The sequence below is a fragment of the Halococcus salifodinae DSM 8989 genome (genome assembly GCF_000336935.1).
GTDB classification, from domain to species: domain Archaea; phylum Halobacteriota; class Halobacteria; order Halobacteriales; family Halococcaceae; genus Halococcus; species Halococcus salifodinae.
In genome coordinates, this window is sequence record NZ_AOME01000051.1 from 269,267 (window position 1) to 286,244 (window position 16,978).

Annotated in this window: 15 protein-coding genes; 8 read left to right on the forward strand and 7 right to left on the reverse strand. The window is 65.6% G+C overall.

Translation table 11 applies throughout. The features are described 5' to 3' along the window. Positions 1-25: 25 nt before the first annotated feature. From C450_RS08590 to C450_RS08600, 3 genes are read right to left on the reverse strand one after another with little or no spacing between them, the layout of a single operon-like run. A complete protein-coding gene (locus C450_RS08590) occupies positions 26-1,066 on the reverse strand; it encodes a lysylphosphatidylglycerol synthase transmembrane domain-containing protein (RefSeq protein WP_049909968.1) in 1,041 nt (346 codons plus the stop codon). Beyond that, complete coding sequence (locus tag C450_RS08595; RefSeq protein WP_005042657.1) at positions 1,066-1,722, reverse strand: PHP domain-containing protein; 657 nt, start codon at positions 1,720-1,722, stop codon at positions 1,066-1,068. The genes C450_RS08590 and C450_RS08595 overlap by 1 nt, the downstream gene beginning before the upstream one ends. Further along, positions 1,719-2,639 carry a UbiA prenyltransferase family protein gene (locus C450_RS08600; protein WP_049910015.1) on the reverse strand — a complete coding sequence of 307 codons (921 nt, stop codon included), beginning with the start codon at positions 2,637-2,639 and terminating at the stop codon, positions 1,719-1,721. The genes C450_RS08595 and C450_RS08600 overlap by 4 nt, the downstream gene beginning before the upstream one ends. A gap of 162 nt (positions 2,640-2,801) precedes the next feature. Here C450_RS08600 and C450_RS08605 point away from each other — a divergent pair, with 162 nt between their 5' ends. The 6 genes from C450_RS08605 to C450_RS08625 all read left to right on the forward strand — a co-directional run bounded on the left by C450_RS08605 (position 2,802) and on the right by C450_RS08625 (position 7,899). Beyond that, positions 2,802-3,902: an NAD-dependent epimerase/dehydratase family protein gene (locus tag C450_RS08605; RefSeq protein WP_005042661.1), complete on the forward strand. Its 1,101-nt coding sequence runs from the start codon at positions 2,802-2,804 to the stop codon at positions 3,900-3,902. Positions 3,903-3,924: 22 nt separating this feature from the next. Then, on the forward strand, positions 3,925-4,557 hold the full coding sequence (locus tag C450_RS08610) for an HAD family hydrolase (RefSeq protein ID WP_005042663.1): 633 nt from the start codon (positions 3,925-3,927) through the stop codon (positions 4,555-4,557). Between the two features lie 194 nt (positions 4,558-4,751). Next, positions 4,752-5,762, forward strand: a complete 1,011-nt coding sequence (locus tag C450_RS08615; RefSeq protein WP_005042664.1) for a zinc-dependent alcohol dehydrogenase — start codon at positions 4,752-4,754, stop codon at positions 5,760-5,762. 694 nt (positions 5,763-6,456) lie between these two features. Continuing rightward, positions 6,457-6,615, forward strand: coding sequence for a hypothetical protein (locus tag C450_RS22360; protein ID WP_005042666.1), 159 nt, complete (start codon positions 6,457-6,459; stop codon positions 6,613-6,615). Between the two features lie 24 nt (positions 6,616-6,639). After that, a complete protein-coding gene (locus C450_RS08620) occupies positions 6,640-7,053 on the forward strand; it encodes a DUF371 domain-containing protein (RefSeq protein ID WP_005042668.1) in 414 nt (137 codons plus the stop codon). Between the two features lie 30 nt (positions 7,054-7,083). Next, complete coding sequence (locus tag C450_RS08625) at positions 7,084-7,899, forward strand: endonuclease III domain-containing protein (RefSeq protein ID WP_049909970.1); 816 nt, start codon at positions 7,084-7,086, stop codon at positions 7,897-7,899. Between the two features lie 3 nt (positions 7,900-7,902). On the opposite strand, the gene C450_RS08630 is transcribed toward C450_RS08625, so the two are convergent. Both C450_RS08630 and C450_RS08635 read right to left on the reverse strand, forming a co-directional pair. Continuing rightward, positions 7,903-8,304, reverse strand: a complete 402-nt coding sequence (locus C450_RS08630; protein WP_005042673.1) for a disulfide bond formation protein B — start codon at positions 8,302-8,304, stop codon at positions 7,903-7,905. Positions 8,305-8,754: 450 nt separating this feature from the next. Next, positions 8,755-10,662, reverse strand: a complete 1,908-nt coding sequence (locus tag C450_RS08635; RefSeq protein ID WP_005042676.1) for a beta-CASP ribonuclease aCPSF1 — start codon at positions 10,660-10,662, stop codon at positions 8,755-8,757. A 309-nt stretch (positions 10,663-10,971) separates the two neighbouring features. On the opposite strand from C450_RS08635, the gene C450_RS08640 reads away from it, so the two are divergent. Next, a complete protein-coding gene (locus C450_RS08640) occupies positions 10,972-11,466 on the forward strand; it encodes a hypothetical protein (RefSeq protein WP_005042678.1) in 495 nt (164 codons plus the stop codon). Between the two features lie 114 nt (positions 11,467-11,580). After that, positions 11,581-13,512, forward strand: coding sequence for an ABC transporter ATP-binding protein (locus C450_RS08645; RefSeq protein WP_049909972.1), 1,932 nt, complete (start codon positions 11,581-11,583; stop codon positions 13,510-13,512). A 37-nt stretch (positions 13,513-13,549) separates the two neighbouring features. Here C450_RS08645 and C450_RS08650 read toward each other — a convergent pair whose 3' ends face one another. Then, entirely contained in the window at positions 13,550-16,381 is a 2,832-nt protein-coding gene (locus tag C450_RS08650; protein WP_005042682.1) for a TRAP transporter permease, read from the reverse strand. Continuing rightward, on the reverse strand, positions 16,381-16,890 hold the full coding sequence (locus C450_RS08655; RefSeq protein ID WP_005042684.1) for a DUF1850 domain-containing protein: 510 nt from the start codon (positions 16,888-16,890) through the stop codon (positions 16,381-16,383). Before C450_RS08655 ends, C450_RS08650 begins: the two co-directional genes overlap by 1 nt. Between the last annotated feature and the right edge of the window lie 88 nt (positions 16,891-16,978).

The window sequence follows — 16,978 nt, forward strand, 5'->3', positions numbered from 1 at the left end:
AGGTTTGTCGCCGTCACCACGTCGCTCATGCGTCGGGACTCGGCTCGTCGGCGAGATACTTGTGCGCCGAGAACACGATGAACCCGAGGATCGCCGCGTACCAGAGCGTGCCGACCCGGATCACCATCGTCGCGCCCGCCGCGACGGATTGGGAGATCCCGAAGGTGAGCAGGAGACCGGCCATGCTCGCCTCGGCCGCGCCGAGCCCCCCCGGAAGCATGCTGACCGCGCCGATCACGGAGCCGAGCGCGAAGACGAACACTCCCACGAGGAGCGCGGACTCAACGCCGAATCCCGCGAGTACGATCCAGAGCGCGACGCCTTCGAGCCCCCACGCGATGATCCCTAACAGAGTGGCCACCGAAAGCGGCCGGAGTCGGAAGAGCGCGTAGGTGCTCTCGTAGAACCGTTCGAGCGACGCGGCGTAGTCGCCGACGACCGGGAGCGACTCGGCGGCATCGAGCAGTCGGAGGCAGCCCGCGCGCCACTGGAGCAGCCCGATTCCGGCGGCGAAGGCGACTGCGAGCGCCACGAGAACCGTGGGCGAGCGGCCGTAGGCCACGACGCCGACCCCGGCGAGCATGGCGAGCGAGACCAGATCGGTCACGCGCTCGGCCCCGACCACCGAGGTCGTGAGGCTCGCTGGGGTTCCCTCCATGTCGCGCAGCAGCCACGCCTTCCAGACCTCGCCGGCCTTGCCAGGGGTGACGACCATCATCAGCCCGCTGAAAAACACCGTGAGGCTGGTTTTCAGCGGGATGTCGACCCCGAGTTCCCGGAGGTAGAACTCCCACTTCCCGAACCGGAAGGCGTAGCCGACGGTAGTGAGGCCGATCACCGCGGCGAATGCGGGCCACTCGAACCGGGAGAAAGCCTCGACGACCCTCCCGGCGTCGGCGTAGAGGAAGAGCGCGCCGAACACCACGAGCGTGAGCACCGCGGTGGCCTGGACGCCGTGCTCGCTCACCCACCGCCGAAGCCGTCCGGGCTGATCGTCAGCTTCGTCGCTGGGGTCCGCGCCACCCGGCTGATCGGATGAGCCGCCCGTTTCGCGGTACTCCGCCATCACCGCCACCCCGCGGCCGCGCGGCGCGCCTGGTGAAGTTTGGTGGCGACGTGGCCCGAGAGATATCGCCCGCGACCGCGCGGGACGGTCGTGCCGGATCGGATGGCCTCGCGGAGCGATCCCTCACACTCGGTGTACGCGCGGCCGACCTCCATCGGGAAGTGGGCGTCGCTCCCGCCGGTCGTCGCGAGGTCGTGGTGGGCGGCGAACGCGCGCGCTTCGCGGTTGAACGACTCGCGGACGCACCGCGCGTTGACCGCCTCGACGCCGTCGACCGCCGCCGCGAGTTCGGCGAGATCGGTGTCGTAGACCTGGCGGAGCGCGTCGAACGGATGGGAGAGCACCGCGAGTCCGCCCTGGTCGTGGATGTCGTCGATCACCGAAAGCGGGTCGGTTTGCGGGGGCGCGCGCTCGACATCGATCCCGAGGAGATGGCCTTGTGTGGTCGTGACCTCGACGCCCGAGACGACATCGATATCGTCGGGCGCACACGACCCAACGCGCTCGACGTTTTCGAGCGTGTCGTGATCGGTGACGACGATCCCATCGAGGTCCGCTTTCTCGGCAGCGCGGGCGACCGCTGCGGGCGATGTCGCCGAGCACGGCGAGGCGTCGGTGTGGACCTGAAGATCGTACCGCGAGCGCGACCGACTCATCCGACCAGCCCGACGAGCCACGCCCGCGGGCGTCCATAGAGCACGACGACCGCGACGACCCCCCAGAGCGCGAGGTTGAGCAGCGACTGACGGTCGAACAGGAGCGTGCCCGGCGATGCGGCCATCCCGCTCGTGGTGTGAACGAGATGGTGGTATCGAAAGACGCCGAAAAAGGCAAAGGGGAGCGTGAGCATCATCGCGAGCTTCGCCCCCGTGAACGTGTAGATCGAGTACGAAATGAGGAGCGTGGAGATGACCACCACGAGCAGCTGATCGAGCGTCTCGGGGGTGTACTCGTCGAGCGTTGCGCGGGTCTCGGCCGGGTTCGCGCTCGCCGCGAACTCGTGGCGGCGCTTGCCGAGCGCGAGCAGGAGTGCGGCGAGGAACGTACAGACCACGAGCCACGGGCTAAGTGCGACGCCGATCGCCACCACGCCCGCGACCGCCCGCAGCACGAACCCGAAGGCGATCAGGAGGACGTCGACGAGGACGACGTCCTTCAGATACAGTGAGTACGCGGCGTTCTGGACGAGATAGGTCGCCACGATCACCACGAACAACCCTCCAAGGGTGTACGACAGCGCGAACCCGAACAGGAGGAGGCCGACGCCGAACGCGGCCGCGGTTGGCACACTCACCTGGCCGCTGGCGATCGGCCGCTTTCGCTTTTCGGGATGGCGGCGGTCGGCCTCGACGTCGCTGATGTCGTTGAAGATGTACGTCGCGCCGGCGACCGCACAGAACGCCGCGACGCCGATCGCGACCTGCCCCCACGCGACGGGATCGAACAGCCGGCCCGAGAACACGATCGCGATCAGGAGTACCGCCTGCTTGTACCACTGCCACGGGCGGATCTCGCGGGCGAGCCCGGCGGCGGTCCGTGCGAGGCTCGCCTGATGTGTCTGCGCCTCGGCCATTGTCCCTCGTGTGTCGTCGCGAGCCATAAACCTGACCGATCGATACGCACCGTTCCGGATCGTTTCGTCCCTCCGTCGGGCGGTCGAACGGGTGAAATCACCGAACGAGTGCTCGAAGTCGTATCGGTAGATAGTTGAAACCGGGTCGTCAACGCCGACATAATGTCATCTCCCTCCGAAGGCGACGAGCGACTCGCGGAGCCAGGATCGATGCTGGTCACCGGCGGTACCGGCTTCCTGGGACTCCACACCTGCCAGTATTTCAAAGAGCGTGGCTGGGACGTGACCGCGCTCGATCTCAAGCCGTTCAAAGACGAGGACGAGATCGAGGGCGTCGAGTACGTCGAAGGCGATGTCCGCGACGAGGAAAGCGTCCGCGAGGCGATCGCGTCGACCGGCGCGGACGCGGTGGTCCACACCGCCGCCGCGCTCCCGCTGTGGGACGACCAGCGCATCCGCGAGACCACCATCGACGGCACCCGGAACGTGCTCTGGGCCGCGAAGGAGGAGGGCGTCGATCGCGTTGTCTATGTCTCCTCGACGGCGGTCTACGGCACCCACGACTCCCACCCGATCACCGAGGAGTCGCCGCTCGACGGCGTCGGGGCGTACGGCGAGGCGAAGATCGAGGCCGAGAAGATCTGTGAAGACTTCCGCCGGATGGGGATGTGCGTGCCGATCCTCCGCCCGAAGACGTTCATCGGCCCTCAGCGTCTCGGCGTCTTTCAGGTCCTCTTCGACTGGATCGAATCGGGCGCGAACGTCCCGATGGTTGGCTGGGGCAACAACAAGTACCAGCTCATGCACGTCTACGACCTCGTCCGTGCGATGGAGTTCATGATCGCGAAGGACGAAGCGGACGTGAACACCGTCTTCAACGTCGGTGCCGACGAGTTCGGCACGATGAAAGAGGACTTCCAGGCCCCGATCGACTATGCGGGAACCGGCAAACGCACGATCGGGACACCCACGCCCCTCACCGTGTTCGCGCTCCGTGTCCTCGAAAAGCTGAATCTCTCGCCGCTGTATCCGTGGGTGTACGAGACCGCCCACGAGGACTCCTATGTGTCGGTCGAGAAGCTGAAATCGCTCGGCTGGGAGCCCAACTACTCGAACAAGGAGGCGCTCGTCGAGACCTACGAGTGGTACCTCGACAACTACGAGGAGCCCGAACGCGAGGACGACGCCACGGGACTGGATCACCGCGTCGCGTGGGATCAGGGCGCGCTCGCGCTCGTGAAGGGCGTGTTCAAACGGATCTGATAACCGAAAATCCAACAGAGCTATGCATCTCGTTGTCGATTACGGCGGTGTCATCGTCGAGCACGGCGACGAGCGCGAACACGCCCACGTTCTGGGCGTCGACCCCGAAACCGACCCGTATCCCGGATGGCTCGCCTACTTCGCGTTTCGTGACGGCTTCGTCCAGAGCACCCCGGAGTACATCGAACTCCTCTCGACGCTCACCGAGGCGTCCCACGAAGCGTGTCGTGAGTACGTCGAGAAAACGTGGCTCGACCCCGAGTTTCCCGAAGAACACGTTGACGTCCTCCGGGAGCTCGCACGCGATCACACGCTCGTCCTCTTCGGCAACATGGCGCGCCCATGGATCGAGACGGTTCTCTCGGAGCACGACGTGCACGAGTGTTTCGACGATCTCGTGGTCTCTTCGGACCTGCGACGGTCGAAACCCCATCCAAAGGGGTACTTCGAGTGTCTTCCCGAGGGCGACGAACCAGTCGCCTTCGTCAGCGACGAGTACAACGAGGACCTCATGATGGGCGAAACGCTCGGGATGACGTCAGTGTGGGTCGAAAACGACGCGGAGACGCCGTACCGAGAGCCCGACGTTCGGATTTCGACGCTCAGTGACCTTCCGGACGTCCTCTCGACCGACGGACGTCTGCCGTTCCAATGATTCGTCGTTTTGACGTAGTTCTGACTTCGGTGTTGTGGGCGTTTAATCGTCCGTTCTTCCGACACACACAGATACTTCCTATCGTGTGACGTGATGACGCACATGGGCAACCCCAGCGTGAGACGAAGCGCCGGACCCAGGCCGCTCGATGGCTCGTCACGCGGCCAGGCGGTCGGCCGTGGCTGGGGACGCCGATGACCGCGCGCTCGCTGTTTTTCACCGGCCAGACCGAGATCGCGCTCCGCGAGATGCCGATCACGGAACCGGCCGACGGGGAGGTGCGGGTCCGCACGACGGCGTCGGCCATCAGTGCCGGCACGGAACTGCTGGTGTACCGCGGCCAGGTGCCCGAATCGATGGCGGCCGACGAGTCGATCGACGCCCTCGACGGTGACTTCGAGTACCCGCTCCAGTACGGCTACGCGGCCGTCGGCCGCGTGACGGCGGTCGGGAACGACGTCGACGACGCGTGGCTCGATCGCCGGGTGTTCGGGTTCAACCCCCACGAGAGCCACTTCGTCACCACGCCGGCGGCGCTTCGCGAAGTTCCGGAAACGCTCTCCGACGCCGAGGCCGCGCTGCTGGCGAACGCCGAGGCCGCGGTCAACTTCCTTCTCGACGGGCGGCCCGCACTCGGCGAGCGCGTCGCGGTGTTCGGCCAGGGCGTCGTCGGCCTCCTGACGACGGCGTTGCTCGCCGACCTCCCGCTCGAAACGCTGGTCACCGTCGACGGCTACGAGCGCCGACGCGACCTCTCGATCTCGCTCGGAGCTGACGTCGCGATCGATCCGGACGACGACCTCGACGCGCGTCTCGACGGCCACGAGCCGCCCCGTGGCGCGGATCTCGCCTACGAGCTCTCGGGCCAGCCCGACGCGCTCGACGACGCTATCGACGTCGTGGGCACCGCCGGCCAGGTGATCATCGGCTCGTGGTACGGCACGAAACCCATGCACCTCGATCTCGGGGGGACCTTCCACCGGAGTCGCATCCGCCTCCAGAGCAGTCAGGTCAGCACCATCGACCCCGTCGACCGCGGCCGGTGGTCGAAGGAACGCCGCTTAGGCGAGGCCTGCCGGCTCCTCGAACGGATCGACGCTGAACGACTCGTGACCCATCGCGTGCCGATCGAACGGGCCGACGACGCCTATCGCCTTCTCGACGAACGCCCGCGGGAGGCGATTGGGGTTCTCCTCACCTACTAGAAGCCCACTTTTTTTACAAGGAGCCCTCAGTCACGCGCTTCGCGCGCTCCCTCGAACCCCTTCCAAAAACCTGTTTCCGTGAGTAGCGCGGGACCGGAGGTCCCGCGGACCGTTCGCGCGGCGGAGCCGCGCGAAGACGAAGGCGAACGGAGGCTCGGAAGACGAGCGGCACGAGGTGCGAGCGTAGTGAGCACCTCGATGCGAACGGCGAGGAACGAGCCGTGAGCGAAGCGAATCTTCCGGTGGACTAAAAACACCCGCTCGCTCACTTCGTTCGCTCACGGCGAACCGTGCTCGCTTCGCTCGCACGGACGTTCTCTATTCGCACCGCTGAAGCCCTCGGCGCGCTCGCTGTGCTCGCGCGCCTCGCCCTTCATCCGCTGTCAGAGAAACCTCCGACAAGCCTCGTGTTCGTTTCACTCACACGAGACGCCAGGAGAACTCTGTTCTCCTGAGCCTCGACTCGCTGCGTTCTCGTGAGCCGAAGGTGAACGAGGGTTCGGAGTCGTTCGAAAGGCGCTTCGCGCCTTTCGTGATGACGAGGGAGCTTCGCTCCCTCGAACCACGCGCGAAGCGTGCTCCGGCATTCGTCGGGACACCAGGCCCGCGCCACCGTCGTCGCTTGTCTCGGGCTATTTCACTTTCACTCCGGGGATGGCATCGGTTGATACCCGTTGGGGACTGTTCGACAGCCATGTTCGAGAATCTCGCCGCGAGGTGTGAGGCGGCCGAGTGCGACCGCGACCTTCCGGACGAGCCGTCGCTCGTCTTCCGTGATCCGTCGGGAGAGCGCCGCGCTTACGAGTGTCCGTGCGGTGCGGTCACGGTGACGGTCGCGAAGGCACACGCCTAACCGCCGACGGGGCCGACGGAACGCATGAAGGAAGTCGTCCACGCGCGCGGCCACGAACACGTCACCGCACAGCACGCGAGCACGCTCGAACTCACGAGCGACGACTACCTCACGCCCGCCGGCGACTGCATCATCGGGATCGAAGCCGATCGCACGCCCGCCGACTTCGATCAAGAGTTCGTCGCGGCCTGTCGCGACGCCGACGCGACGATCACCGCGACGTTCGAGGCAGGCGATCACACCCAAACGGTCCGCGGGCGAGGCCATCCAGAACTCGAATTCACGAACGACCGGAGCCTGGTCTGTCGGACGAGCGAGTACGTCGACGATCGGACGGTGATGGTGGATGCGGACGCGGCGGCCGCCGATCTCGATCGGAACCTCGTGGCGGCGCTCGCCGATGGTGCGGATCTCCAGGCTACCTTCCGGGTCGAATAGCGTTTTGTGGCCGGCACTCGTCCCATCGTCATGAGCAACGACGCGGAGCCGTCCGAGAACATCAGCGGGGGTCCCGATGGCGGTGGACTCGAAACGGCGTTCGAGGAGCGCGAAGCCGACACACGCACCGAGGCCGTGGTGGACCGGCTCGGCGAACGCTACTGGCAGAAGACCTACGGCGGCCAGGACGCCTTCGAGTGTCTCGTCCGCACGATTCTGAGCCAGAACACGAGCGACAAGGCGAGCCAACCAGCCCACGACGTGCTGATGGATCGGTACTGCGAGGAGGACGGCGATCTCGCCGCCACGCTCGCCGACGCCGACCAACCCACGCTCGCCGAAACCATCGAGTCGGCGGGCCTCTACAACCAGAAATCGGCGACGATGATCGCCATCGCCGAGCGCATCGTCGATGAATACGGTGGGGCGGAGGAGTTCAACGGGTTCGTTGCCGAGGGAGATCCCGAAACCGTGCGCGACGCGCTCCTCGATTTTTCGGGCGTGGGTCCCAAAACTGCCGACTGCGTGCTCCTGTTTTCGGGCGGGCGTGCGGGCGTCTTTCCAGTCGACACCCACGTCCACCGCATTTACCGCCGGCTCGGGATCGCGCCGCCCGAGGCCGACCACGAAGAAGTCAGGGCGGTCGTCGAAGACCAGGTACCGGCCGAGAAATGTGGGTTCGGCCACACCGCCTCGATCCAGTTCGGGCGGGAGTACTGCACCGCGCGCAAACCGGCGTGTCTCGATGATCCCGACGCCTGTCCGATGGCTGATCTCTGCGATCAGGTCGGTGTCTATCCCGAAACGGGCGAGGTGGTCGATCCCGCCGACGCGCCGGCGGAGTAGGGATCACCGGCGAGCGACGGCGACGACCAGCGCGAGCGAAACGAGGACGAACGCGATCAGCGAGAGGTTTGGCACTGTCAGGCCAAGAATTTGGTACTGGACGGTGCCGCAGCTTCCGACCGAGCAGGTCGCGGAGTCGGCCGTGGCCTGGAACCACGAGTGGTAGGCCGCCACGCCAGCCCCGAGAACCGACAGCGGCAGCGCGCTGCGGTAGACGCCGGGGCGGTTTTCGAGCGCGGCCACGCCGAGGATCACAGTCAGGGGGTACATCAGGATGCGTTGGTACCAGCAGAGCTCGCAGGGGATCAGCCCGAGACCGAGGCTGAGATAGAGGCTCCAGATCGTGGCGATCGCCGCGACGAGCGTGGCAACCGCAAGCCAGAGTCGAGAATTGATACGGCGCATTTGCTGACCTCTCGCACAAGTGGAACGTAGTGGTTGCGGTACGAGTCGCCGCCCGTGAGCAGAGGCTACGCTCCCGGCGCGCGCAACTGCGGTGCGGCGCAGCCTGGTGTCCTGACGAGCGAAGTCGTTCGAAACGGCGATAACGAGGCGCTACGCGCCTCGAACCGTTGGCGCGGCGAAGCCGCGCCAAGAAGCCGTTTCGTGATGTCGTCAGATTCCGACGGAATCTGACTGCTTGCAGGAAATCACCGATTTCCTGCAATGACGAAAGACGCGAAGCGTCTTTCGGACCACGAGGCAGGGCTTGGAAGAGTTCCGCTCTTCCAGTGGACATGAAAAGGGCGAGGCGCGCCGTCGTTTCGCTTCGTCTGCTCGCGGGCCTACGGCCCGCTCGCACGGTCCGCGGGACGCGGAGCGTCCCTCGCTACTCGCGCGAGACGCCGAGGGCTTTCACTTGAATCGGAAGGTTTCGAGGTTCTTCGGCGCGAACGTCCGCATGTTGTAGTTGTGATACAGCGCCGAGGAGAGATCCTGGACGCTCGACTCGTCGCCGTGGACGCAGAGCACTTTTTCAGGCCTGGGATTCATCGTCTTCACGAAGTTTTCCAGCCCCTGGCGGTCGGCGTGGCCCGAGAACCCGTCGACGGTCTCGACGTCGAAATCGAGGTTGAGCGTGTCCGAACGGCCGCGGCCGTTGCGCGGGATCTCGTCCCAGCCGTTTTGGATGCGGCGGCCGAGGGTGCCCTGGGCCTGGTAGCCAACGAAGACCATCGTGGTGTCGGTGTCGGCTCCGAGATGATCGAGCCACGACATGATCGGGCCGCCGGTGACCATCCCCGAGGTCGAGAGGATGATCGCGGGATCGCCCGCGGCGACCTCCTCGCGCTCGTCGTCGCCCTCGTCGATGTGGTTGAACTGGGGTGCGAGGAACGGGTTCTCGTCGTCGTGGAAGATGCGATCCCGGAGATCGTCCCGAAGGTACTCGGGATAGGTGGTGTGGATCGCGGTCGCCTCCCAGATCATCCCGTCGAGGTGGACGGGCATTTCGGGGATCTTCCCGGTGCGCATCGCCTCTTCGAGGACGAGCATGATCTCCTGAGAGCGCCCTACCGCAAAGGCCGGAATCAGAATTTTGCCACCCTGATCGTGGGTTTCGTTGATGACCTCGATCAGGTTCTCTTCGGAGTCGGCCTGATCGGTCTGGTAGTCGTTCCGGCCCCCGTAGGTGGACTCCATCACGAGCGTCTCGACCCGCGGGAAGTCGTTGACTGCGCCGTTGAACAGTCTGGTATCGTCGTAGTGGATGTCGCCCGAGAAGGCCACGTTATAAAATCCGTCGCCGATGTGGAAGTGGGCGACCGACGACCCGAGGATGTGGCCGGCGTTGTGGAGCGTGAGCTTCACGTCGGGCGCGATGTCGGTGACGTCGCCGTACTCGATCGGGATGGCGTGTTTGACCGCTTCCCGGACCATCGCGCTGTCGTAGGGCGGGCTGCGGCCCTCTTTCGCCGCGACGTCGAGGTAGTCGAGCTGGAGCAGTCCCATCAGGTCGCGGGTCGGCTCGGTGGTGTAGATCGGCCCGTCGTAGCCGTACTTGAACAGGAGGGGAATCAGCGCGGAGTGATCGAGGTGGGCGTGAGTGAGGACGACGGCGTCGAGCGAATTCAGGGGGTTCGCCTCGGGAACTTGGAGGTACGGCGCGTCGTCCGAACCCGGTTTGTCGCCACAGTCGATCAGGATTCTCGTCTCGGGCGTCGAGAGGATAAAGCTCGCGCGGCCGACCTCCCGACAGCAGCCGAGCGTCGAGATCCGAACCCACTCGTCGTCGGCCATCTCCTCGCGGTGGATCTGGCGGCCGACCCGCTCCAAGATGTCGCGGCGCTCCTCGCGCTCCTGTTTGAGGAAGCTTCTAACGTTGGAAACCGTGGAGGACTCGATCGGCGGCGTCCGGACGACTTCGGGCGTCCAGCCGACTTCCTGGGTGATCTCCCGGAGCGTCGAGCCGTGCCGGCCGATCACCATGCCTGGTTTGGCGGCCTCGATCACGACCTCGCCGGTGTCGGCGTGGAAGTCGAGGTCGGAGACATCGGCCTTCTCGGGGATCACGTTCATGACCTGCTCGCGTGCAGTCGTTGGATCGGTGAGCGCGTCGGGGACCGGCCGCACGGTGATGCGCTTGCGGAGCTGACCCGCGAGGTTGCGGATCAGGTCGCCGTTGCGCGCGAACTTCTTCGGGTCGCGCGTGTAGATCACGAGTTCCGGTCCCTCGTAGGTCACGTCCGACACGGAGATGTCGTTCGGGAGTTCGTCGACTATCGTTGCCTGTAGCTCGTCGAGCTGCTTGTCAACCGTACTCATAGTAAGACTCGGGTCATGTGCTGAGAGACCACGCGTGTGCCGGTCCGGCGTCGCCCCCGGCTCCCGGTCGGACCGATCCCTGATCGCCGGTGTGGGTCGGTCCGTTCGGTGGACGGGAACCGTTCGCGAGAGGCACGGACTGTGGCATACAATACTCTCTGGAGGTCGTTCGGTCCGCACGACGCGTGGGTCCGGACTCGTGACAGTGGACTGCTGAGAGCCCGGAGAACCCGCGTGTATCTGCTCCTATCGGGTGACGGTAATAAAACCTTTCGCAAAGCGTACCCCGCCAGCACTCCGTTCTGCCGTATGCGCCTCACCCCGGCCACCGTCGCCGACGAGCGCGAGTGGATCACAGAGCGCGCCCCGACCGTGGTGCCGCTGCTCAACGACGTCCGGACCGACCTCGCTGCCGCCTTCGATACCGAGGTCGACAGCGTCTCGCCGGAAACGTACCGTGCGGAAGTCGACGTGGTGTTCGCCGACGTCGACCTCGCGGTGAACGTCGCCGCGCTCTCGCGCCTGCTGCGCGAACTCGACGTCGAGGGCGACTATCCGGGCTTCGTCGTCGACGAGCTGCTGGGCCGCGAGCTTGCCGGGGCCATCGCTGGGAATCAGCCGCTTCGACTGCTCGGCGAGGCCACCTTCCACTACGCCGACGTCACGACCCACACCGAGGGTACGGCGGGGCTCGACGACCTCGACGCCGCGCTCGCGGCCGGCTTTCAGACACGCTTGCCGGGGTGGGACTGGACCACGAGCGAAAGTCCGTTCGCGGTCGCTTTCGACGACTCCCGCTCGTGATCGTGTTTGCACGGTGCGCACGATGCGTTCGGTAGTGAAGCCGAAAGTATCGGTCAGACACGCGGGCTTCCCCAACCGGTTTCACCGACGGCAGCCAACCGCGCAGAGCCACCCGTGAGCTCGGACCACACTCTCGACGCCGAGTACATCGAACAGCAACGCGAGACGATCGATCACCCGCTGCTCCGACTGTTCGTCGAGTTCGGTCGGGGGAGCCGCCGCTGGTTCGCCGTCGGCGTGCTGTCGAGCACGATTGCACGCTTTCTCTCGCTGATCCCGCCGGTACTCCTCGGGGTCGCGATCGACTCGCTCTTCGAGAACACCAAGGCGTTCACGCTGCCGTACGTTCCGACGGTGTGGCTGCCGGAGTCCACAGCGGCACAGTTCTGGTTCGCGGTCGCCGTGATGGCGGTCGCGATGGTCGGGGCCGCCGTTCTGAACTTCGTCCGGCAGTCCACGCTCAACCTCTTTTCGCACCGAGTCAAACACGAGGTCCGGACCGCGAGCTACCAGCGGATGCAGCGTCTCGACATGGAGTTTTTCAACGAGATGCAGACTGGCGAGCTCATGAGCATTCTCTCGAACGACACCAATCGATTGGAACAGTTCCTCGATTCGATGATGGGCGAGGCGATCCAGCTCGGGGTACTGATTCTCGGAACGGCCGCGATCCTGACCGCGATCAACCCCCAGCTCGCGGCAGTCACGCTCGCCGTGATCCCGGTCGCCGGGGCGTTCACCTACTGGTTCATGCGGGTCGCGGAGGAGCGCTACGCCGATGTCCGCTCGTCGGTCGGCAGTTTAAATAGCCGCCTCGAAAACAACCTCGGCGGGATCGAGGTCATCAAGTCCTCGAACACCGAAGAGTACGAGGACGAGCGCGTGCGCGAGCACTCGTACAACTACTTCCGCCTCGACTGGCTCGCGCTCCGACTCAACTTCATCTATCGTCCCGGGCTGGAGGCGTTGATCTCGATCTCGTTCGTCCTCACGTTCGTCGTCGGCGGTCTTTGGGTCGTTACCGGCACGGCCCCCGGGCCCCTCACGGGAACCCTCTCCACGGGCGATCTCGTCATCTTTCTCCTCCTAACCCAGCGCCTCGTCGAACCCCTCTCACAGATGGGAACCATCGTCGACCGCTACGAGGACGCCAAAGCCTCCACCAAGCGCATCCTCGGGCTGATGTCCATTCCCGTTTCGATCGAGAACGCCCCCGGCGCGACCGGGCTCGATACCGTCGAAGGCCAAGTGGAGTACGACGACGTTACCTTCGGCTACGACGACGAGCACGTGCTCCGCGACATCGATTTCACCGTCGAACCTGGCGACACCGTCGGCCTCGTCGGCCCGACCGGCGCGGGCAAGACGACAGTTCTGAAACTGCTTCTGCGTCTCTACGACGTGGACGAAGGTTCGATTCGGCTCGACGGCCACGACGTCCGGGATCTCACGCTCGAAAGCCTCCGCGGGTCGATCGGCTACGTCGGCCAGGAGAACTTCCTGTTCGACGGCACGGTTCGGGAGAACATCCGGTATGGGAAATTCGACGCCGACGACGCGGCAGTCGTCGAGGCCGCACAGCGCGCGGAAGCCCACGAGTTCATTTCGAATCTTCCCGAGGGGTATGATACCGACATCGGCGAGCGCGGCGTGAAACTCTCCGGTGGCCAGCGCCAGCGGGTCGCGATCGCACGGACCATCCTCCAAGACCCCGCCATCCTGATCTTCGACGAGGCCACCTCGGCGGTCGACACCGAAACTGAGCTCCTGATCCAGCGATCGATCGACGACCTCGCCGCCGACCGGACCACCTTTGCGATCGCCCACCGGCTCTCGACGGTGCGCGACGCCGACACGGTCCTCGTGCTCGACGACGGCCGGATCGCCGAACGCGGCTCCCACGACGAGTTGATCGCGGCCGATGGGCTGTACGCCAACCTCTGGCGGGTTCAGGCCGGCGAGATCGGCGACCTCCCAGAGGAGTTCGTCGCGCGGGCGAGTGAACGCATCGCCCAGCAGACCCCAGATAGCGCCGGGACGGACTGAGTAAGCAAGACCGCGACTGCCACGTCCGCGAGCTGATTCAGGCTTCCGACGCGCCTGGCTCCGTCTGCTCGGTCGGTTCGGCACCCGATCCCGATCGTCGCCGGTTAGCGAGCGCGAGCGCGCCGAACAGCACTCCGCCGACGGTGCGCAGTGCGAGATCGAGCACGATCGTCCCGAACCCGACGTTCATCTCGACCAACCCGAGCAGGCTCTCGACGCTGTTGAACAGCAGCCCGGGAGCCATCAGGAGGAGTGCGGCGAGCGCGAACAGCGCACGTTCGAACCGGGAGACGTCAGTGTAGAGGAAGCCGATGACTGTCGCTCCGAGCGCGATGACACCGAGGAACACCCCCACGATCGGGATGAGTACCTCGGGAACGAAGTAACCCAGATCGAGCACGTCGCTGAATCCGACGACCCGATAGACCTGGTCGGCGTCCGGATCCACACCCGGGATCCGTCGGAGCATCACGATCCCCGGCACCAGGACGAACGCGAACGGCACGATGACCTTGTTGAGTGAGAGCGAGAACGCCTCGATACCGGTCTGGAACGGATCGGATTTCGCGACCCCGGATGCCGCGTACGCCGCGACCGCCACCGGCGGCGTGATGTCGGCGATCACGCCGAAGTAGAGGATGAACAGGTGTGCGGCCAACAGCGGCACCTCGAACGCCGCGATCGCGGGCCCGAGCAGCGCGACGAGGATGATGTACGTCACGGTGGTCGGCATCCCCATCCCGAGAATGATCGAGGAGATCGCAGTGATCAGGAGCAGCAAGACGAGCGAGCCGCCCGCGACGTTGAGGATCAGCGTGGTGAGGTTCGGTCCGAGGCCGGTGGTGCTGATGACGCCGGGAATGACGCCGGCGGCGGCGACCGCGATCACGACCGGGGTCGCGGTGCGCGCACCCGCCTCCATCGACCGCACGACGAACGAGAAGTAACCGACAGCCCGGTTGTCGGCGAGCTGCGGGCGGCCGAGAGTCCCAGTTGCTGTCTCCGTAGCTTCGTCGACCTGATCATCGTAGTCGAGTAACGGTGCGTCGGCGTGTGGACGCGCGAGCAGCGTGAAGAAGCTCACCGCGAGCACGATCCAGCCGAGTTCGCCAACGACGGCCGCGGCGGCCGCCGCCGGGGCCATCCCCGCGCCACTCGCACCGGTGAGTGCGCCGACCACGGTCGTCCCAGCGACGAGGTAGGAGACGAACTCGACCGCCGCGAGACCGGCGATCGTGCCAAGCAGCGGCCACTGGGTCCGGTCGTTGTACGCCGCGACGAGGGCGATCAGCGCGGCGATCGCGACCAGCGTGAACCACGCCGAACGTGCAACCGTCAGTCGTGCCCCGATCAGGTAGTAGAGCAAGAGCCCGATCGGGAGGAGGTAGAACCATCCCCGACGGAGATGCGAACGGAGCGTGACGAGCTCGGACGCGTCGACGCCGCCGATCCCCGCTCGCGAGGCTTCGAGGTGGACCATCACCCACACCCCGAAGAAGAAGACGAGCGCGGGAACGGTCGCCGCGACGATGACGTCGGCGAAGGGGACGCCGATGAACTCCACGATCAGGAACGCCGCTGCGCCCATCACCGGCGGGAGGATCTGTCCGCCCGAGGAGGCAGACGCCTCCACGCCACCGGCGAACTCGGCACGATAGCCCGTCCGCTTCATCAACGGGATGGTGAACGCCCCCGTAGTGACGGTGTTCGCGATCGAGGAGCCCGAAATGGTGCCCATGAACCCCGACGCGAGGATCGACGCCTTCGCCGGCCCGCCCTTCCGCCGGCCGGTCGCGCTGTAGGCGAGATCGATGAACCACCGGCCCGCACCGCTCATCTCGAGGAACGCGCCGAAGAGGATGAAAATATAGATGAACTGAACACTCACCCGGACCGGAACGCCGAAGACGCCGTTCGCGGTGTTGTACCAGAGGTTCTGAACGACGTCGCTCCACGCGGTCTGTTGAATCTGGCCGAGCACGCCGATCAGCGGCGCGTCGCGTGGGATCAAGAAGCCATACCGGGCGTAGACGATGAACATCCCGACGATCCCCATGAGATACACCCCCAGCGTTCGTCGGGTGGCTTCGAGCACGAGCAGGACGCCGAGCGCGCCGAGCACGAACGCATACGACGACTCGGCGAACGGGATATCGAGTGCGGCCACCGCCTTCACGACGAACTCGAGATCGAGATAAGGGACGAACTCCGCAATCGTGCGCCATGCGTCGAGATAGACTTCAGAGGTCGTACGCCCGCCATCGAGCCCGAGCGCACGGAGCTGTTGAATCTCGTCGAACTCGGTGAGCATGTAGAGCGACGAGAGCGCCGCAACGACCATCAACACGACATCGATCGGCGTCACGCGGTCGCGGTCGGGATCGAGCAGTAGCCAGCGAACACCACCACGGACGCCGCGTGCACCGCGCGTCACGGGGTTCGTCTCCCCGAAACGGGTTTCGAGCGCGGGCACGATCCGCGACAGCCGTCGTGAGAGCGCGCCGTCACCCTGTGTCGCTGGGAAGAGCAGGAAGGTGAGCAGGAGGGCGAACGTGACGTGGAGGCTGTTGACCTGCAACGACTGGAGCGAGCCGAGGCTGACCTCACCGACGAGCGGGAGCGAGAGCTGGAAGATGAACCCGTGTGCGGCGAGCCACATCTGGAACGCCGAGAACGTGACCCCGATGAGGAGCACGGCGACGGCGGCGGGTCCGCGGAGCGAGCGCCGGCGTTCGAGTTCCTCCACGAGTTCGTCCGCGTCCTGCTCCGGCGAGGTGTCTGCGGTCGCCGGAGCGGTGGATGGCGTGGCGGTCGCCGTGTCGGGGGTCGATACGTCGGAATCGTCGGTCGGTGGTGGATCGGAGGTCATCAGTTGATTCTATCGAGTGCAGTCCGCAGAACGGAGCGTTCGGCGACGTGAAGCCGAACGCCCTCCGCGTTCGAGAGCGCCACGAGATCATACGTCCGGTCGCCGACGCGGAGTCGGTGGCCCGCGACCCGTCCCGGTTCGACGTACAGCTCCTCGTAGTCGCCCGGCGGGTCGAAGACGTACCACCCGTTCTCACGTGTCACGTTCGCCCGCGATGGCAGGCCCCAGCCGTACGACTGGAACTCCATTCGTGTCATTTCGAGGCTACCGTTGTGGACGGTGTAGATGTCGTGAACCGGGGTTTTCTCGACGCTGTGAGTGTAGTTGAGCGCGACCGTCGTCCCTTCGTCGACCGGGGTGGCGAGCAGTCGTTCGCCACTGTTCGCGTTTTCGACGACGAGCGCGCTGCTGGCGGGCGTCGCCGCGGCGACGGCAGTGATCACGACGATGAACGCCAACAGCACGACGAGAACGCGGACGCCACGCTGGAGCCGTCGCCGTCGTGTCATCGATGAAGACGTTCGGTCGTCATTCTCGGAGCGATCGTGTTCGGATGATGGTCATCGCGTCGGTTCGAGAGCCGGGCGGACCGGTGAA

Coding starts and splice junctions, on each gene's coding strand:
- C450_RS08590 (WP_049909968.1), bottom strand. CDS start 1,066: ATGGCGGAGTACCGCGAAACGGGCGGCTCATCCGATCAGCCGGGTGGC.
- C450_RS08595 (WP_005042657.1), bottom strand. CDS start 1,722: ATGAGTCGGTCGCGCTCGCGGTACGATCTTCAGGTCCACACCGACGCC.
- C450_RS08600 (WP_049910015.1), bottom strand. CDS start 2,639: ATGGCCGAGGCGCAGACACATCAGGCGAGCCTCGCACGGACCGCCGCC.
- C450_RS08605 (WP_005042661.1), top strand. CDS start 2,802: ATGTCATCTCCCTCCGAAGGCGACGAGCGACTCGCGGAGCCAGGATCG.
- C450_RS08610 (WP_005042663.1), top strand. CDS start 3,925: ATGCATCTCGTTGTCGATTACGGCGGTGTCATCGTCGAGCACGGCGAC.
- C450_RS08615 (WP_005042664.1), top strand. CDS start 4,752: ATGACCGCGCGCTCGCTGTTTTTCACCGGCCAGACCGAGATCGCGCTC.
- C450_RS22360 (WP_005042666.1), top strand. CDS start 6,457: ATGTTCGAGAATCTCGCCGCGAGGTGTGAGGCGGCCGAGTGCGACCGC.
- C450_RS08620 (WP_005042668.1), top strand. CDS start 6,640: ATGAAGGAAGTCGTCCACGCGCGCGGCCACGAACACGTCACCGCACAG.
- C450_RS08625 (WP_049909970.1), top strand. CDS start 7,084: ATGAGCAACGACGCGGAGCCGTCCGAGAACATCAGCGGGGGTCCCGAT.
- C450_RS08630 (WP_005042673.1), bottom strand. CDS start 8,304: ATGCGCCGTATCAATTCTCGACTCTGGCTTGCGGTTGCCACGCTCGTC.
- C450_RS08635 (WP_005042676.1), bottom strand. CDS start 10,662: ATGAGTACGGTTGACAAGCAGCTCGACGAGCTACAGGCAACGATAGTC.
- C450_RS08640 (WP_005042678.1), top strand. CDS start 10,972: ATGCGCCTCACCCCGGCCACCGTCGCCGACGAGCGCGAGTGGATCACA.
- C450_RS08650 (WP_005042682.1), bottom strand. CDS start 16,381: ATGACCTCCGATCCACCACCGACCGACGATTCCGACGTATCGACCCCC.
- C450_RS08655 (WP_005042684.1), bottom strand. CDS start 16,890: ATGACACGACGGCGACGGCTCCAGCGTGGCGTCCGCGTTCTCGTCGTG.